General features: G+C 70.9%; 17 protein-coding genes and 2 pseudogenes. 5 read left to right on the top strand and 14 right to left on the bottom strand.

Annotated features, from left to right (window positions below; genetic code table 11):
* Positions 1-287 precede the first annotated feature (287 nt).
* Positions 288-458, top strand: a complete 171-nt coding sequence (locus OHT74_RS41055) for a hypothetical protein (RefSeq protein ID WP_267003430.1) — start codon at positions 288-290, stop codon at positions 456-458.
* A gap of 131 nt (positions 459-589) precedes the next feature.
* A complete protein-coding gene (locus tag OHT74_RS41060; protein ID WP_328623518.1) occupies positions 590-979 on the top strand; it encodes a hypothetical protein in 390 nt (129 codons plus the stop codon).
* Between the two features lie 136 nt (positions 980-1,115).
* Here the strand turns inward: OHT74_RS41060 and OHT74_RS41065 are convergent, their stop codons facing one another.
* Complete coding sequence (locus tag OHT74_RS41065; protein WP_328623519.1) at positions 1,116-1,973, bottom strand: RICIN domain-containing protein; 858 nt, start codon at positions 1,971-1,973, stop codon at positions 1,116-1,118.
* A 307-nt stretch (positions 1,974-2,280) separates the two neighbouring features.
* Positions 2,281-2,499: a DUF4232 domain-containing protein gene (locus OHT74_RS42360; protein ID WP_443047770.1), complete on the bottom strand. Its 219-nt coding sequence runs from the start codon at positions 2,497-2,499 to the stop codon at positions 2,281-2,283.
* Positions 2,500-2,546: 47 nt separating this feature from the next.
* Between OHT74_RS42360 and OHT74_RS41070 the strand changes: the two genes are divergently transcribed.
* A complete protein-coding gene (locus OHT74_RS41070; RefSeq protein ID WP_267003438.1) occupies positions 2,547-2,813 on the top strand; it encodes a hypothetical protein in 267 nt (88 codons plus the stop codon).
* Positions 2,814-3,217: 404 nt separating this feature from the next.
* On the opposite strand, the gene OHT74_RS41080 is transcribed toward OHT74_RS41070, so the two are convergent.
* From OHT74_RS41080 to OHT74_RS41100, 5 genes are all read right to left on the bottom strand, one after another.
* Entirely contained in the window at positions 3,218-4,432 is a 1,215-nt protein-coding gene (locus OHT74_RS41080) for an RNA-guided endonuclease InsQ/TnpB family protein (protein ID WP_328623520.1), read from the bottom strand.
* A 371-nt stretch (positions 4,433-4,803) separates the two neighbouring features.
* Positions 4,804-5,448 (bottom strand): dihydrofolate reductase family protein, encoded by a 645-nt coding sequence (locus OHT74_RS41085; protein WP_328623521.1) that lies wholly within the window; start codon positions 5,446-5,448, stop codon positions 4,804-4,806.
* 120 nt (positions 5,449-5,568) lie between these two features.
* Positions 5,569-6,177 carry a hypothetical protein gene (locus tag OHT74_RS41090; RefSeq protein WP_328623522.1) on the bottom strand — a complete coding sequence of 203 codons (609 nt, stop codon included), beginning with the start codon at positions 6,175-6,177 and terminating at the stop codon, positions 5,569-5,571.
* Between the two features lie 104 nt (positions 6,178-6,281).
* On the bottom strand, positions 6,282-6,674 hold the full coding sequence (locus OHT74_RS41095) for a nuclear transport factor 2 family protein (protein ID WP_328623523.1): 393 nt from the start codon (positions 6,672-6,674) through the stop codon (positions 6,282-6,284).
* A gap of 94 nt (positions 6,675-6,768) precedes the next feature.
* Positions 6,769-7,989: an alpha/beta hydrolase family protein gene (locus OHT74_RS41100; protein ID WP_328623524.1), complete on the bottom strand. Its 1,221-nt coding sequence runs from the start codon at positions 7,987-7,989 to the stop codon at positions 6,769-6,771.
* 91 nt (positions 7,990-8,080) lie between these two features.
* Here OHT74_RS41100 and OHT74_RS41105 point away from each other — a divergent pair, with 91 nt between their 5' ends.
* Both OHT74_RS41105 and OHT74_RS41110 read left to right on the top strand, forming a co-directional pair.
* Entirely contained in the window at positions 8,081-8,674 is a 594-nt protein-coding gene (locus OHT74_RS41105; protein ID WP_328623525.1) for a TetR/AcrR family transcriptional regulator, read from the top strand.
* A 302-nt stretch (positions 8,675-8,976) separates the two neighbouring features.
* A complete protein-coding gene (locus OHT74_RS41110; protein ID WP_328623526.1) occupies positions 8,977-9,453 on the top strand; it encodes a hypothetical protein in 477 nt (158 codons plus the stop codon).
* On the opposite strand, the gene aroC is transcribed toward OHT74_RS41110, so the two are convergent.
* The 7 genes and pseudogenes from aroC to OHT74_RS41145 all read right to left on the bottom strand — a co-directional run bounded on the left by aroC (position 9,426) and on the right by OHT74_RS41145 (position 15,854).
* Positions 9,426-10,613 carry a chorismate synthase gene (gene aroC, locus OHT74_RS41115; RefSeq protein ID WP_328623527.1) on the bottom strand — a complete coding sequence of 396 codons (1,188 nt, stop codon included), beginning with the start codon at positions 10,611-10,613 and terminating at the stop codon, positions 9,426-9,428. The two genes, OHT74_RS41110 and aroC, sit on opposite strands and share 28 nt — an antisense overlap.
* Before the next feature lie 197 nt (positions 10,614-10,810).
* Positions 10,811-10,957, bottom strand: a pseudogene (gene manB / locus OHT74_RS41120) (phosphomannomutase/phosphoglucomutase); the annotation flags it as partial.
* A complete protein-coding gene (locus tag OHT74_RS41125; protein ID WP_328623528.1) occupies positions 10,939-12,270 on the bottom strand; it encodes an MFS transporter in 1,332 nt (443 codons plus the stop codon). The gene OHT74_RS41125 and the pseudogene manB, both read right to left, overlap by 19 nt.
* 89 nt (positions 12,271-12,359) lie before the next feature.
* Positions 12,360-12,485, bottom strand: a pseudogene (locus tag OHT74_RS41130) (sugar phosphate nucleotidyltransferase); the annotation flags it as partial.
* 63 nt (positions 12,486-12,548) lie between these two features.
* Complete coding sequence (locus OHT74_RS41135; RefSeq protein WP_328623529.1) at positions 12,549-12,701, bottom strand: hypothetical protein; 153 nt, start codon at positions 12,699-12,701, stop codon at positions 12,549-12,551.
* A gap of 117 nt (positions 12,702-12,818) precedes the next feature.
* Positions 12,819-14,495, bottom strand: coding sequence for a 3-deoxy-7-phosphoheptulonate synthase (locus tag OHT74_RS41140; protein ID WP_328623530.1), 1,677 nt, complete (start codon positions 14,493-14,495; stop codon positions 12,819-12,821).
* Positions 14,496-14,588: 93 nt separating this feature from the next.
* Positions 14,589-15,854 carry a hypothetical protein gene (locus OHT74_RS41145; RefSeq protein ID WP_328623531.1) on the bottom strand — a complete coding sequence of 422 codons (1,266 nt, stop codon included), beginning with the start codon at positions 15,852-15,854 and terminating at the stop codon, positions 14,589-14,591.
* Positions 15,855-15,895: the final 41 nt, after the last annotated feature.

Raw genomic sequence — 15,895 nt, forward strand, 5'->3', positions numbered from 1 at the left:
GTGCTCTGGCGGCGCCGTCTGACTGCTCGCCAGGCGTACGTGTCCACCACTCAGGCCGCATCCACGACGCCCTCACGGCCACTACCTGGACGGCAGCGGCACGCCGCTGGAGCTCGACATCGACCGGGCGTTGAGCAGGAACCCTGCGATGCGGGCCGATGTCCACCGGGACATCCAGAAGAATCAGGACGAGTGGAAGCAGGAGGCCCTGGCCGCCTTCGAGAAGTCCGGCGGCGCGCCCGTCTCGATTCCCGTGGAGTACCGGGCACCCGGACAAGGACTCCGAGATGGCGCGGCTGCACACCGTCGGTCTGGCCCGGGAGTTCGACATGTGGGGCACCAGTTCAGTACAGACGTACGATTTCGGTGCACCCGGTGCGGGCGTGGCGCCGCCGGCGGACGCGGGCCGTGACGGTACGCGCAGTGACCCGTCCCGCGGCGAGGAGCAGAACCGGTGAAGCGCAGAACGGTCGGGGTCGCGGTCGGGGTCGCAGCGGTGGCGATGACGGCCGTGGGGCTGGGCATCGCCCTCGGCTGAGTGCCGGAACCGAAGGACAACCGGTCTGTCGTCCCACAGTGGCTGCAGAACGTGGCGAGCAAAGAAGCGGCTGCGTACCTGCATGTGCAGATTCCGGCGGACGCCCAGGATGTGAAGGGGGCGGGCGCGGACGGCTGGGATGCCGACAGCTACCTGCTGTCCTTCACCGTGCCGCACGCCGAGGCCGAGGCGATCGCCGCCGATCTGCGCCTCGACGAGCCCTTGAAATCCCATCCTCCGCTGCCCCCGAGGGAGTACCCGTCCCCGGTTTCCTTCGCGCACCTGGGTCTGCCCAGTCCCGACACCGTGCCGAACGCGCGCACGGGCAGCGTCTGCCCGCCGTGCATCGGGGACAAGCGCAGGTCCATGCTCCAGAGCATCGGCATCACCCTCCAGGACCTGGGAGACGGGATCACCCGGGTCTATCTCGGGGGGCAGTGAGCGAGCTCGGCCAAGGTCCGCCCGGCAGGCAGTTGGGCCGGTCATGGTCCGGGGGCGGTGGAGGCAGCCCCAGACGAACCGGCTGAATCCTCACCGGCTGACCCCGCCCGCGCCGGGTGTGCGCCGGCCCGGTCCGTCAGCGGGGCGTGAGGCGCCACTGCTGCTCGGGGCGGCCTACGCACGGCGACTGGACCACCGGTGCCGTCTGCTCCGTGTCCGCGCGGGCGACGCTCAGGCACAGCCCGCTGTTGTCGTTGACGAGGCGGTACAGGACGCGGCCCGAGGGGTCCCGGGCCGGCTCCGGGGCGACGCGCCACAGGTGATCGGGGTAGTCCCCGCAGGGGAACTGGTTGACGGTGACACCGGCGGCCTTGTTCGCGGCAGGTACGGCCGCGCACAGTCCGCTGTTGTCGTTGGCGATCCGGTACAGCGGCCCGGCGGGGCCTTGGCCCCAGGGCTCGATCCGCCAGTAGTGGTCGGGGTGGTTCCCACAGCCGAACTGGTTCAGGTCGACGACCTCGGTGCTCGCGCCGGGAACGGCCAGGCACAGGCCGCTGTTGCGGTTCACGATCCGCACCGGGGCGTCGATCGGTACCGCCGCCGGCTCGGTGGCCCCGTCCTTCCCCGTGGACGGAGACGGTCCCGCCTCAGAGGTCGGGCGTCCGGCCGGGGACGACGCGGGCGGGCTGCCCGGAGGAACGGAGGGGGTCGGTGTCGGGGATGGTGTGCCTTGAGCGGTGGCGCCGGTGGACGGCGAGGGGCTCGCCGTACCGGCCGATGGCGCGGCGACCGAACGCGGCGGCCCCGGTGGGTGTTCCGCCCCACGCTGCTGTCCCGCCACCATGGTCACCAGGACCCCGACCACCGGCACGACCAGCCCGACCAGCCACCAGGCCCACCGCGGCGGTGTGTAGCCCGTACGGGCCCCCGAACCCGTGGTGCCCGGCGTCGCCCCCGCCGCCCCTCCGGACCCGACGTCCTCCGCCACGGCCATCCCCCGCCCCCGAGTTCGCCCCACGGCTCAACTCGCCGTCACCAAAGTATTACTGAGGGAGTATCGGACAATCGGCCAGGTGCCGTGATTCCGGAGGGCATCGTGGGGGAGAACGCCGTGATCGTCGCGTTGTCGTCGCACTCGGCGAACACCCCGTCGTACATCGGGATCTGGTGCGACCCCGCACCGGGAACGCCCGGCACCAGCGTGGGGAAGCCGGACGGGGTGGCCCCGGACACGCAGCAGCCGTCCGCCTCGCCCTGGACGTTGACGAAGGTGAGCCGGGGTCACCGTGCCCGCCGCGCGGTCAGGGACGGTTCCTGTCCGGCGATCCGTTGCCCGCGCCGGCGACAGTGGGGAAGCCGTGCAGCATGCAGGGCTGCGCGGAGGTGTTCGTGACCAAGACGATGGCGGCGCCCGTACTGGTCGACGTCGACTCGGACAACCCGGCAGCCTGGCGCACGCTCAGGTACTTTCGGCTCGCGCCTCGGCCGCTTTCCGCGACGAAAGTTGCCCGTACGATCATCCTCCGTGCGGACGAAGACCGCGCCACGGGTCCCTAGCGTGGTCCGCATGACCAGTGACTCGGGGGACCGTAGCGGCGGACGCCAATGGCTGCGGGCTGCAATGGGTGTCGTGGCGGGAGTGCTCGCTGCGGCAGGTGTGTGCGCGATTTTTTGGTGGCTGGGCCTGAACCTGGGCGTCGGCGCGGCCTGGCTGTCCGGCAAGGCCGCGGTGAAGGTGGGCTTCTTCGTGGCCGCCGGTGGCCTCGCCGCTGTGACCGTGTGGTGGCAGGGGCGCCGTGCATCGCGTTCCACGCCGCCCGAGGAGACGGGCTGAGGCCCGTGCGCGGCCCTTTGGTCACCCGACCGATCGCACCGTCAGCCGGACCGACCAGGGCGTGGCACGCTGCTGGTGGTAGGCGCGGCTGAGGACGAGGACGAGAACGCGGCGAGCTGAGCCACCAGGTACGGGAGCGCCGTGGCCCAGTGCAGCCGCCGAGCGACCCTGGTTCGGGTGACCGGCGGCGTCACCGGCGGGAAGAAGTCCCGGTGGCGGACGCGGGCGGCGGGGTCGACGCCGGCCCCGCGGCAGGTGAGGGACTTGGCGTTGCGGGGGCTGGGTAAGGCTGCTGCATTGGCGGGTAACGCGGCGGCGCCGAGAAGGCTGATGGCGAGCGGGATGGTGAACAGGGCCTGGATGCGGGTGCGGTGACTCCTCCCCCTGAAGGAGGGGGTTTCTCGCTATGCCGGTTGGGCGTCGCGACGGACCAGCCCGGCCCGTAGAACGTTGAGTGCGCCCACTGTGTCCGCGTGCGCCTGGTGGCCGCACGAGACGCAGTGGAACTTCTCCTGGGTGGGCCGGTTCTCCGCCGCGACGTGCCCGCATTCGGGGCAGGTCCGGGAGGTGTTGCGGGGGTCCACGGCGATCACTTCCCGTCCGGCGCTCTCAGCCTTGGCGTGCAGGATCGTCAGGAACACCCCCCATCCGGCATCCGAGATCGAACGGTTGAGCCCGGCCTTCGCGGCGCCCCCGTTGGGCAGGAAGCCGCCCGGTGTTCCGGGGTCGGGCTTCGACGCGGGGGCCTTGACCATGTTGTGGATCTTGAGGTCTTCGTGCGCGATGAAGTCGTGTTCGCGGACCAGGCCCAAGGCGGTCTTGTGCGCGTGGTCGAGCCGCTGGCGTGCGACCTTGCGGTGCAGGCCGGCAACTTTGTGGACGGCACGGCGGTGGTTGGCGGTGCGCTTGTCGCGGCGCACGCGCGGGAACCGGGAGAGGCTCTGCTGTGCGGCTTCGAGTTTCGCGGCGGCCTTCCGGCCGTGGCGTGGGTTGGCGACATGCTCACCATTGGAGGTGGTGAGGAACGAGGCTATGCCCATGTCGATGCCGACCGCGCTGCCCGTCTGGGGCAACGGCTCGGGCTGTTTCTGCTCGGCCGTCAGGATGACGTACCAGCGTCGGCCTTCGCGCTTGACGCTGACGGTCTTGACCTTGCCGACCACCGGACGGTGCTGGTTGACCTTGACGTGCCCGATGCCTTGGAAGCGGACGCGGGTGACCTGATCGTGTGGGGTGGAGTTCCAGCGGCAGCCGTCGCCGTCCTTGGGGAAGTCGACCGTGTCGAACCAGTTGACGCCCCGGAAGCGGGGGTAGCCGGGCGCCTCACCTGACTTGACGCGGCGGAAGAACGCGGCGAACGCCTTGTCGAGTCGGCGAAGCGTCGCCTGCTGGGAGGAGAACGACCAGCGGCCCTGACGCTCCGCGTCGAATGCCCGGATCTCCTTGAGCTGCGCCGACTGCTGCCCGTACTTGACGGACGTCTTCGACACGTGCCGCCAGGCGTCACGGCGTTCCTGCAACGCCCCGTTGTAGAGCGAGCAGTGATCGCGCAGCATCCCGCCCAGCGCGACCTGCTGGCCCACGGTGGGCCGCATGAGGAACCTGTACGCACGAATCACCCGGCCCACCCCCTTCGGTTCTGTGATCAACCTAGAGGAGGCCACTGACAACGCAGCGAACCCCGGCGCTCCGCGCCTTCGGTCCAAGGATGCGTTTCCCTCCCTGGCTGAAGCCGGGGATACCCACGCAAGATCAGGGATGGATGCCGGGCATGGGGATTCCCCTTCGGTGTTCCGTGTTCGGCGGGTGGGCGTTGCCGAGCGGCAGAGCATCAAGCGACCGTTAGAGGCTATAATCGATTTGAGTGAGGGGCAATAGGTTGCATGAGACCTTCTAACCGTCGTCGGGCGCGGGTGCCGTGGTCCCTGGCCGCCTTCCTGTATCCCGGTTCCGGTACCGCAGCAGCGAGGACGCCAGGCGTGGGGTCGCCTCAGTCGCCGCTTCCGACACCGCGATCGGGTGCGCTCATGTCCCCCGTCGCGGGCGTGCCTTCGGCGAGCCCGTAGCGCAGGTACACGGTGCCCTTCGGGCCGGCTGCCGGGGGTGCGAGGAGCGTGACGTTGGTGGGCACCGCGCCGTCGTCGAACACCTTCTTCCCGACGCCGAGCACGATCGGGTGCAGCCAGAGGTCGAGACGGTCGAAGAGCTTCTCGCGCAGGAGGGTCTGCACGAGGTTCAGGCTGCCGACGACCTTCACGTGCTCGTGCCGGTCGCGGATCTCGCGCAGCGCGCCGGCCAGGTCCGGGCCGAGTTGCGTGGACCCGGCCCACGAGAGGTCGGGCCGGCCGCGAGAGGCCACGTACTTCGGGACGCTGTTGAAGAGGGTGGCGATCTCGTTGTCCTGGCCGCCCTCCTGGTGAGGCCAGTAGGCGGCGAAGATGTCGTACGTCCGCCGGCCGAGCAGCAGGGCGTCCGTGCCTTCGTACGCGGCTCCGACCTGTGCCCCGGCGACCTCGTCCAGCAGCGGCGCCTGCCAGCCGCCGAACGGGAACCCCACCGGGTCCTCGTCGGGGCCGCCGGGTGCCTGCCCGACGAGGTCGAGGGTCGCGAACATCTCGATGTGGATGAGGCCCATGGCTTGCTCCCGATGAGTCGGCTGTCTCCGTCAAGAGATAGACCTGCGGGCGCCCGCAGACTCGTCGCCGCGCCGGAACCCGGCTTCCCCGCACGGCACGGCAGGTCCAGCCGGACAGCGTCAGCGCCTGGACGCTCCGAGGGTCTGGCCGGCCGTTGCGAAGCGGTGCTCCGTCAGCTTCAGCTCCTCGTGGAGGTGGCCGAAGTACTCCGTTTCCGCGGTTCCTGTGAGTACCGCAAGCAGGAAGGCGAGGCACCCCATGTCGTGGCTCTCCCACAGCGGGCCGCGCCCCTCGTTGTAGAGCACGGACCACTCGTCGGGGTGCTGCCCGGGCCGCGCCAGCCAGTACAGGAACGCCCCCGTGCCCTCCTCGAACGCCCACGGCAGGACCCGCGCCCCCGCCTCCAGCAGGCCGGCGGGCTTCGCCTCGAATGCCCACAGGTCGGTCAGGATCTCGTCCCGTTCCGTCGTCTGCGCGTGCAGGTCGCAGTCGCTGTAGGCGGAGTCGGGGACGAGCAGCCAGATCGTCTCGTCGAAGATGCCGTCGCCGTACGTCTCGACGAGCTGCTTGTAGTCCGCGGGCAAGGCCGCACCCAGGGCACGCTCGGCCTGCGCCCAGTCCACCGCGGGCGGTGGTTCAGCGGGCGGCGGGCAGAGGCGAACGAGGGCGTCGAGAGCATCAGGGGCATCGGGGGTATCAGGGGCATCGGGGGTATCGGGGGTGATCATGGAACCGACGCTACGTGAACCCCAGTCTGTGCCCGCGACCGGTCGCCGGGCACGTGGCGGCCAGCGGCCCGGGGTCCGTTGGTCAGGGGCCGGTCGGGTGGAGGTCAGCGGGCGCTGCCGATGTTGCGGTCGGCGTCGGAGCCGCTCAGCATCAGGGTGGTTTCCTCGATGCGGTGGAAGCGGCCGTCGGGGGCGAGGTCGGCGAAGACGTAGACCTCCATGGTGACGGTGGTGCCGTCGTTCTTGGTGATGTGGCAGGTGTGCCGGTCGGCGTACTTGTTGCGGTCGTACAGCTCGTCGTGGACCTCGACGCTGCCGCCCGCGACGATGCCGCGCAGGTGCCTGATGTGGTCGAGGAACTCGGCGCGGTCGGCCCAGTCGCCGTCCGTGCGCTGGCGGTACCCGGGGGTGAAGTGGCGCTCGGCGGCCTCCTCCAGGGTGATGTCGTGGTTGAAGAGCAGGTCGCCCAGGGCGGCTTCGATACCGGTGCGGTTCATGAGGGTTCCTTCGGGTGTGGGTCGGGGTGGGTCTGCTCGGGTCTGCTCGGGTCGGGTCGGTCCGGTCGGGTCCGGTCGGGGGTGTGCCGGGGCGTCAGGCGACGGTGGCGAGGGTGGTGTCGAGCCAGTCGTAGATACGGGCGAGGGCCAGGCGCATGGCGCCGGGGTGGCAGTGGGCGCCGGCGCCTTCCTCGGCGGTGAACAGCATCAGGGTCTTGGGGCAGGTCAGGTGCTCGTAGAGCTGCTCGGGCTGGCCCTTGAAGAACTCGTCCTCGGCGGCGTCGCACACGAGGGTGGGGCACTGGATCAGCTCGGCGATGCCGCCGCTCAGGGTGTAGTCGAGGTACGAGGCGCTGAAGGCCCGGGGACTGTCGACGCCCATCACGTACATGCCGTGGTTGATCGCCCACCGCGCGGTGGCGTCCTGGGCGGTGATCTGCTCGAAGCGTGCGTCGAGTTCGGGGGCGGAATCCGCGCGCAGGAGCCGTTCGGCCTCGTCGCGGTCGCCGGGGATGTGGCGGGTGGATATCTGGCCGAGGTCGTAGACGCCGTCGACGGCGATCAGGGCGGCGAGGCGGTGCTCGAAGGCTGCTGCTCTGGGGGCGAGTACGCCGCCCATGCTGCTCCCGAGGAGCGCGATGCGGCTGTTGTCGACCTCGGGCAGGGTTTCGGCGAAGTCGACGACCGGGGTGATGACGTTCTCCCAGTCGGGGCGGAAGACCAGGCCCTGGTGGTGGCGGGGGCCGGGCTGCCCCGGGCCGTCGAAGGTCAGGACGGTGTACCCGCGCTCCACGGCGGCCAGGGCGCCGCTGAAGTGGAGTTCCTCGGCGGTGCCGTCGAAACCGCTGTGCATGATCAGGGTCGGGCGGGGCGTGCCGGTGTCGTCGGCCCGGTAGAGGTAGCCGAGCAGGGTGGTGCCCTCGTAGGGGATGTGGACCGGCTCGATGCGGGGGGCGTAGAGCGCGGCCGCGGCCTGGAAGCAGGTCACGCTGCGGTCGTAGGCGTAGTCGTGGCGGGGGTCGCACGGGTGACCGTGCTGGAAGAACTCCGCCGACCGGTAGTAGTTCGAGGCGCGCAGGAATCCGTCCCGGGCGCTGATGGTGTGTCCCGCGTCCAGGGCCCGCTGGGCTTCCGCGGCGACCCGGTCGGCGGTCGCCATCCACTCCTCGTGCCAGCTGTCGTAGTCGCCTTCCTTGATGCGCTCGCTGGTGGAGACGACCTCGCCGAAGTCGGCGCCGCCATAGGCGATGTGGCTCATCGAGCGCAGGGTCTCGTACCAGAACTGGGGGTTGCCGGGGAACAGCAGCGGCTTCATCACACTCTCCTTAAGCACAGATCTGTGCGTATGGCAGGACTGTAGACCCCTGGGGCGCCAATAAGCAAATAGTTGTGCTTACGATGTGCGGGTGACTTCGAAACAACCGGCCCCGCGCCTCCGCAAGAGCCCCGAGCAGGTCCGCTCAGCCGTCCACCAGGCGGTCATCGACCTGCTGTCCGACCCCGAGGGCGCGGACCTCACCATCCCCGCGGTCGCGCAGCGTGCCGGGGTGAACCACACCAGCGTCTACCGGCGCTGGGGCAGCCGGGAGGCGCTCTTGGCCGACGTGGTCGTCACCCGCCTCGAACGGGACTGGCCGCTGGCCGACACCGGAACCCTGCGCGGCGACCTGATGGCATGGGCCGAGGGGGGCGTCGCGAGCATCCGCACGCCCGAAGGGCGACTGCTCATCCGTGCCGTCGCCCTGTCCATGCCGGGCAGCGCCACAGCTCAGGGGGAGCGCGCGCAGCAGTTCGAGCGCCGCATCGGCGCCATCGAGCGCATCCGCGACCGTGCCACCGCCCGCGGCGAGGTCCCCCCACCCCTCGACCAGATCCTCGACCAGCTCGTCGCGCCGCTCTACCTGCGGGCGATCTTCGGCATCGACCCGCCGGCCTCCGGCTACCCGGAACTCCTCGTGGACCGTCTCCTCGGCAGCACGGCCACGCCGCAGCCGACCTGAGCGCGGACCACGCCTGCATCCCGGGCCCCGGACACCGCGCCGGCGCGGCCCGGACTGCCGGCGAACGACCAGGTCAGCGAGGAGGCGGGCCGGTGGAACCCGGAGGAGAATGGGAAGCAGCTCACGGAGGGTCATGTTTCCCCTTGCCCCATGGGCCGGCCGCTCGCTGACCGCGGTGCTGTTGAGCACGGTGTTCGCGTGGGGCGCGCCCGTTGCTGCTCCTGCCGCCGCCCCGCCGGTCCAGGCCGCGGCAGCGCGGTACATCACGCTCGATCCGACCGAGGGCCCGCCGGGGCGCAGGGGTGGAGGTCCACGGCTACGGATTCGGCAGCTGCACGAAGGCCGGCCTCGCGCCCGAGCCGCGCCCTGCCGAAGCCGCCGAGATCCACGTCACGTGGGAGGGCAGCGACAACCCGAGCGTCGTCACGGCCCGCGCCGACGGTGAGTTCGAGACCGACATCACGGTTCCGTCCGGTGCAACTCCGGGCACCTACCGCGTCACCGCCCGCTGCACGGCCAATTCGAAGCTCAGGGCGACCGCCGACTTCCAAGTGACACCCGAGCCCGGGCCGGCAGCCCTGGCATTGGACCCGGCCAAGGGTCCCGTACAGACGCCGGTCACCACCACCGGCTCCGGGTTCGACGGCTGTACCGCGCACCGCGGCCAGGCCGGTACGGTCACGCTGAGTATGCGGGTCCGGTCGGAGGACAGCGGTGTTCGTCATGGTCCCGGGGACCGGCCTTTTGGGTGTCAGCGGATGCGGAGGCTCTCCAGGTAGGAGCGTGCGTTGCGGCTGGTCTCGGCGACCGAGTCGCCGCCGAACTTCTCCACCACCGCATCGGCCAGGACCAGGGCGACCATGGCCTCCGCGACGATGCCGGCCGCCGGGACGGCGCAGACGTCCGAACGTTGGTGGTCCGCCACGGCGGCCTCGCCCGTGGCGACGTCGACGCTGGCCAGGGCGCGGGGGACCGTTGCGATCGGCTTCATCGCGGCGCGCACGCGGAGCGGTTCGCCCGTCGTCAGCCCGCCTTCCGTGCCGCCCGCTCGGGACGTCGTGCGTTTGATGCCCTCCCGTGTCGGGATCATCTCGTCGTGGGCCCTCGAGCCCGGGACGCGGGCCAGTGCGAAGCCGTCGCCCACCTCGACGCCCTTGATCGCCTGGATGCCCATCAGGGCCCCGGCCAGGCGGGCGTCCAGGCGGCGATCCCAGTGGACGTGCGAGCCGAGGCCGACCGGGGCGCCGTACGCAAGGACCTCGACCACACCGCCCAAGGTGTCGCCGTCCTCGTGGGCCCGGTCGATCTCCACGACCATCGCCCTCGACGCGGCCGGGTCCAGGCAGCGCACCGGATCCGCGTCCAGTTCCGGCACGTCCGCCGGGGTGGGGTACGTACCGTACGGGGCCTTGGCCGAGGCCAGTTCCACCACATGCGACACGATCTCGATGCCTGCGGCCTCCCGCAGGAAGGAGCGGGCGACCGCCCCGAGCGCGACGCGGGCCGCCGTCTCCCGGGCGCTGGCGCGCTCCAGGACCGGGCGGGCCTCGTCGAAGCCGTACTTCTGCATACCGGCCAGGTCGGCGTGGCCTGGGCGGGGGCGGGTCAGGGGGGCGTTGCGGCCCGTCCTGTCCCGCAGGGCCGCACCATCCACCGGTTCGGGCGACATGACCTGCTGCCACTTCGGCCACTCCGTGTTGGCGACCATGACCGCCACCGGTGAGCCGATGGAAAGGCCGTGGCGGACGCCGCCCAGGAGCGTGACCTCGTCCTGTTCGAACCTCATCCGGGCGCCGCGGCCGTGGCCGAGCCGACGCCGGGCGAGGTCGGCGGCCACCAGGCCGGTGGTCACCGGGACGCCGGCGGGGAGGCCCTCCAGTGTGGCCACCAGCGCAGGGCCGTGCGACTCACCGGCGGTCAGCCAGCGCAGCCTGCTCATCGTGCCTCCCGTATCAGGGTCAGGACCTCGCCGCGGACCTGGGCCTTCTCTGCGTGAACGAGGGCCTGGGGGCCCACGACGTTCTTCGGGTTCGTCGGGTTGGCCTCGTGGTGCGAGAACGTCCTGTCCAGGTCGAACTGCATCGGGACCACGTCCGGCGGCGGGTCCGTCAGGGCTCGGATGTCCCCCAGGCCGGTGTCTTGGCCGACCACGATTGCGTCGGCGCCCGTGACGTCGACGAAGGCGCCTCCGAACAGTTCGGCGAGGCGCTCGTCGCACTCGTCCGGGACGCCGCCGCGCACGTCGTAGGCCTTCACGATCTGGTCTAGGTCTCCGAGTGACATGGAGTCTTCCCTGCGAGGTGGATCGCCAGGGCGCCGGCCAGGCCGACTGCGGCGAAGGTGACGAAGGCCCACTGTTGCGCGCCCTGGGCGACGACGGCCCCGCCCAGGGCCGGGCCGACAACCGCGCCGAGACGGCCGATTCCGGTGGCCCAGCCCATGCCCGCGGCGAGCTGCGGGGCCGGGTAGAGGGTGGGGACGGTGGCGTACACCATGACCTGGGCGCTGAACAGCCAGATGCCGGTGACGGCGACGATCACGTAGGTGACGGGGAGTGGCAGCCGTACGGCGAGCAGCAGGGCGCTGGCCGCGGTCAGCAGGAACCAGACCGCCGAGACGCGGGCAGCTCCGAACCGGGTGGCGACGGCGCCCGCGATCAGCATGCCGACCATCCCGCCCGCGTTGATGACGAGGAGGAAGGCGACCGAGGACGTGGGGCCGTATCCGGCGGCCCGCATGAGCTGGGGCAGCCAGGTGCTCACGCCGTAGACGAGCAGGAGTCCGCAGAAGGACGCGACCCACAGCAGAGGGGTGGCCCTGCGGCCGGTGCCGCGGAGCAGGGCCAGGGCAGCGTGCCAGCGGGCCCGGGCCCCGGCCGCCGGCGCCGTGGTGGCGTGCGGGGGCCGCAGACCGTAGCGCTGGGCCAGCTTCCGGGCCTCGGCTGCGCGCCCCTTGGCGAGCAGGACGGCCGGGGACTCGGGCAGCAGCCACAGCAGCAGCGGTACGGCCACCAGCGCGGGCACGGCCCCGGCCCAGAACACCGAGCGCCAGCCGCCGTCGGCCGCCAGAGTGAGGCCCAGGACGGTCGCGAGCATACCGCCGACGTGGTAAGAGGTCATCAGCGCGCCGGCAGTCAGGGCGGCTCGGGCGCCCGGCGCGAACTCCATCACCATGCTCAGGCAGGTGGGCATGACCCCGCCTAAGCCGAGGCCGGTGATGAACCGCCCCAGTCCGAAGGCCTCGACGCCTTGGGCGCCGGCGCACAGCGCCGAACCGGCTGAGAACAGCAGGGTGCAGCCGACGATCACCGGCCGACGGCCGGTCCAGTCGGTGAGATTGCCCGCGACGAGGGCCCCGATGAGCATGCCGAAGGTGGTCCAGCTGCCGACGGTCCCGGCGACGGCAGGGGTCAAACCCAGTCCAGGGTCGGCGAGCATCCGGGGCATCACCGCCCCGTAGACGTTGACGTCCATGCCGTCGAAGAGGACGACCAGCCAGCACAGGGCCGACACGACGAGGGGGCGACGGTGGCTCGGGCGGGGGGCCGCCGCAACGGCGGCCCCCCGCCCGCTCAGGGTTCGACTGGTGGTCATCATGCGGCGCCGGCCAGATCCAGGACGTAGCGGCCGTAGCCGCTGGAGGGGGACAGGCCCTTGCCGAGGCCCGCGGCTGCTCGGTGTTGTTGCATAAGCACCGAGAGCGGGTGGTAGATCATCGGCTTGTCGTGGACAGGCAGCAGCTGCTTGGAGTGGATGCTGGTCAGCGGCCGGAGCCGGGTGCCGGAGCCTCCGGCGAGGGTGATTCCGCGCATGGGCGGGCGCCTTTCTGGGTCGGGGCGGGGCCGGTGGGAGGGACCGGGCTTCAGAGGCCACCCCTAGGTCCACGAGCCGGTCTTGACCGATCCGTACACCTCGTCGGTGGAGTCGTGGAGGCAGCGCGGGCGCGGGTCGTCGGCGACGGGTTCGAGCTGGGTCGAATCGCAGAGGGGCGGGCGGGGGTGGGCGCCGGTTCCAGAGAAAGAGCCCATTACCTCTTTCCTGCCCTCGCGGATCTCGTGGTGGGGCGGGGACGGGAAGCCGTACACCCTCTCAGGTGCCGGTTTTCCCGTCCCCGCCCCCCGCTCGGCGTCGCACCCGGCGGCCGCTCAGGCGGTCAGGCTGAGGGCCGGGGTGGTGGTGACGAGGAGGGTTGCGATCAGGTCGGCCAGGTGGAGGGACTGGGACGGGTTGAGGCGGGGGTCGCACGAGGTGTGGTACCGGTGTCCGAGCCAGGTGTCGTCGATGTCCACGTCCACGCACTCGGTGACGTCGTCTCCGGAGAGCTCCAGGTGGACACCACCAGGAGGAGTGCCGGTCTCCTGGCAGGCGGCGAAGAAGCCGCGCAGTTCCTCTTCGATCGCCCGCATGGTGCGGGTCTTGACGCCCCCCGGGCTGGTGACCCCGTTGCCGTGCATGGGGTCGCTGACGAACCGGTCGGCCAGGCCTATGGTGGAGGCCGCGGTGAGCAGTTCCCGGGCACGTTCGTAAGCCAGTGCCCAGCCCATCCGAAGGACGAAGGTGAGTCGGCCGGGGACGTTGTCCGGGTTGAGGACCGCGTGCAGGGCGAGGAGTTCGTCAGGAGTACAGCCGGGGCCTACCTTGACGGCGATCGGGTTGGCGATGCCGGAGGCAAACTCGATGTGCGGGCCGGTGAGGGACCGGGTGCGCTCACCGATCCACAGCAGGTGGCCGGAGTGGGCCCAGCGGGCGCCGTCGACGGTTGAGGTGCGGGTCTGGGGGAGTTCGTAGTCGAGGAGCAGGGCTTCATGAGAGGTGTAGACCCCCGATCCGGCCAGGAAGGAGAGGGTCTTGGCCGACTCGCGGTAGGCGCGTAGCAGGTTGCGCGGGTCAGGGATGCGGCCGACGGCGGTGAAGGCAGCGGCGTTGACGGCGTCACCGAGGTAGGAGGGCAGTGAGGTGTCGCCGCGTCGTTCGACGGATGATGAGCGCGGCTTGGCGTATTGGCCGGCGATCCGACCGACGGTGACGACCCGGGTCCCGGAGGCTTGGGCGATCCGCTCGGACATGGCGCGCAGCAGGTCGACACGGTTGCGTACGGCGCGGGGGGTGTTGTCGGCGAAGGTCTCGGCGCAGTCGCCGCCCTGGAGGAGGAATGTCGGGCCGGCGAGTTCGGTCCGCAGGGCGCGGGCTTCTGCCATCGGGACGAGCGGGTCGGTGTGGGCGAGGACCCGTCGGACGCGCGCCGTCTCCCGGGGGTCGGGCCAGCGGGGCTGGTGGTCGGGGAGGGCGGCGCGCGATTGCGTTTCGGCCTCGGTCGTGGCGGTCAGGAAGCGGGGATTGAAGACCTCGTGCACGAGGACCGTGGCGTGGTTGGAGAAGGCGATTTCGTAGGCACGGCCGGGCGCGCCGGCGGGGAGCAGGCCGAAGGGTTCGACGGTGAGGCCGGTGGCGAGGATCCGGCGGCGTTCGTACAGGCCCAGGCTGCGTGTGTGCAGGCCGAAGGGGGTGTCGTCCCGGGGTATGACCTGGGGGGCATCGGTGTGGCGGAAGGTGATCAGATTTTCGCTGACCACGGACCCGGTGCGGTCGCGCAGACGGGAGCGCCGGATCCGCAGGTCCGCGTGGGGGCCGGCGCCAAAGACATCGGTGAGGTGACCGAAGGTCCGCACAGTAGCCGGGTCAGGGCCGGGCAGCACTTCGGCGGAGAGCGGGGAGTCCATGAGGGATTGCAGCAGCACGGTCGTGGAGCCTTCGTTGCGCAGCATCATGCGGGTCACCGACGGCAGCGCGGGGGGCTCGGCGAATTCGGGGTACGCGGACAATCGAAACACCCTTGGGTCGGTGATGGTCATCGTGACGTGGGCATGGGCATGGGCGTGGGCGTGGTGGCAAGTACGACCGGGACGGGCGGCGGGTCAGACCGCTTCGGCGGGCCCCCGGAAGACGGAGGTCTCGGCCACCACCTGGCCGATCAGCTTTGCGGCAGCCTCGGCCCCGTTGCCCGTCGGCGCGATGGCCCGGGATGCCTCCGCGGCCCGGGCGCGGAAGGTCTCCGGTTCGTCGAAGGCCGCGCGCAGGATGGTGAGCAGGGTGTCGGCGTCGGGCTCGGTGGCCGTGGTGTATCCGAGGTGGTCGAGCCGGGTCATGGCCTCCCGCTCGTGATACTCGTCCCGTCCGCTGAGCACGTAGGCGACCGGGGCGTCCATCACGGCTAGCTCGGTGACCGAGAGCCAGCCGGGGGGCGAGAGGATGACCTTGGCGTGCTTGACCAGGGAGTGCCAGTCGGCGACGTAGTCAACGAAAACGACTCCGTCGCGCTCCTCGGTGAACGTCTGGCGGCCGATCAGGACGAGCCGGGCCGTCGGGTGGTCGACGCGGAGCTTCTCGAAGGCGGTGAGGTACTCACCGAGCAGTCGTTCCTTGTTCTCGGTGAACATGGTGGTGCCGCCGAAGCCGACGATGGCGTACTCGGTGCCCTGCAGACCAAACCGGGCGTCGATCTCGGCGCGCGGTGCCGGGTCGGCTGCGCACTCATCGCGGACGATCGGGCCGACGACGTGGCCGTTGCCTGCCGCGAGGGCGTCGAACACCGGGGTGCCCCGGTCGAGTTCGGGAACGCTGGGCTTGTCGGTGAGGACAGCGCGGGCCCGACGGGTCACCCATCCGAAGAGGGTGGTCAGCGAGGTCCGGATGGCGTCGACCTCTTCGGGGTCGTCGAAGTCGAAGCCGGCCTCCAGGAGGGTGGCGTTGTCGATCTGGCCGAGGGTGAAATCGTAGCGCTCGGTGATCAGGACGTAGGGGACGCCGGAGATCTCGGCGGCCAGGCACGCGGCGACGTTGTAGTCGCTGACGACCACATCGGGCCGGATGGAGCCGATCAGCGCGACCGCGGCGAGCATCCGGTCGCCGCTTATGAAGGTGCGGTTGAGGTAGCCGGTGACGTACGAGGTCCAGTCGAAGCGTCGGGTGAGCTGCGAGGTGTTGGCGTGGTCCTGCTGATCGGAGGCGGTGTGCACGTGCACGCCGAGGGCTCCGAACATCGGGGTGAACAGGGCGCTCTTGGAACCGAGGTACACGTGCTGTTCCGCTTCGGGGAACAGCGTGCGCACTTTCGCGGCCACCGCGAGGGCCCGCATGTTGTGGCCGGTGCCGGTTTCGGCCGGCAGGTGGAGGATCTTCATCTGTGGCACCTTTCGATGTGGGGACGGGCCGGTTCGACCGG

It is taken from the genome of Streptomyces sp. NBC_00354 (assembly GCF_036106915.1).
GTDB lineage: Bacteria > Actinomycetota > Actinomycetes > Streptomycetales > Streptomycetaceae > Streptomyces.

Coding starts and splice junctions, on each gene's coding strand:
- OHT74_RS41055 (WP_267003430.1), top strand. CDS start 288: ATGGCGCGGCTGCACACCGTCGGTCTGGCCCGGGAGTTCGACATGTGG.
- OHT74_RS41065 (WP_328623519.1), bottom strand. CDS start 1,973: ATGGCCGTGGCGGAGGACGTCGGGTCCGGAGGGGCGGCGGGGGCGACG.
- OHT74_RS42360 (WP_443047770.1), bottom strand. CDS start 2,499: ATGATCGTACGGGCAACTTTCGTCGCGGAAAGCGGCCGAGGCGCGAGC.
- OHT74_RS41070 (WP_267003438.1), top strand. CDS start 2,547: ATGACCAGTGACTCGGGGGACCGTAGCGGCGGACGCCAATGGCTGCGG.
- OHT74_RS41085 (WP_328623521.1), bottom strand. CDS start 5,448: ATGGGCCTCATCCACATCGAGATGTTCGCGACCCTCGACCTCGTCGGG.
- OHT74_RS41090 (WP_328623522.1), bottom strand. CDS start 6,177: ATGATCACCCCCGATACCCCCGATGCCCCTGATACCCCCGATGCCCCT.
- OHT74_RS41095 (WP_328623523.1), bottom strand. CDS start 6,674: ATGAACCGCACCGGTATCGAAGCCGCCCTGGGCGACCTGCTCTTCAAC.
- OHT74_RS41100 (WP_328623524.1), bottom strand. CDS start 7,989: ATGAAGCCGCTGCTGTTCCCCGGCAACCCCCAGTTCTGGTACGAGACC.
- aroC (WP_328623527.1), bottom strand. CDS start 10,613: ATGAGCAGGCTGCGCTGGCTGACCGCCGGTGAGTCGCACGGCCCTGCG.
- OHT74_RS41125 (WP_328623528.1), bottom strand. CDS start 12,270: ATGATGACCACCAGTCGAACCCTGAGCGGGCGGGGGGCCGCCGTTGCG.
- OHT74_RS41135 (WP_328623529.1), bottom strand. CDS start 12,701: ATGGGCTCTTTCTCTGGAACCGGCGCCCACCCCCGCCCGCCCCTCTGC.
- OHT74_RS41145 (WP_328623531.1), bottom strand. CDS start 15,854: ATGAAGATCCTCCACCTGCCGGCCGAAACCGGCACCGGCCACAACATG.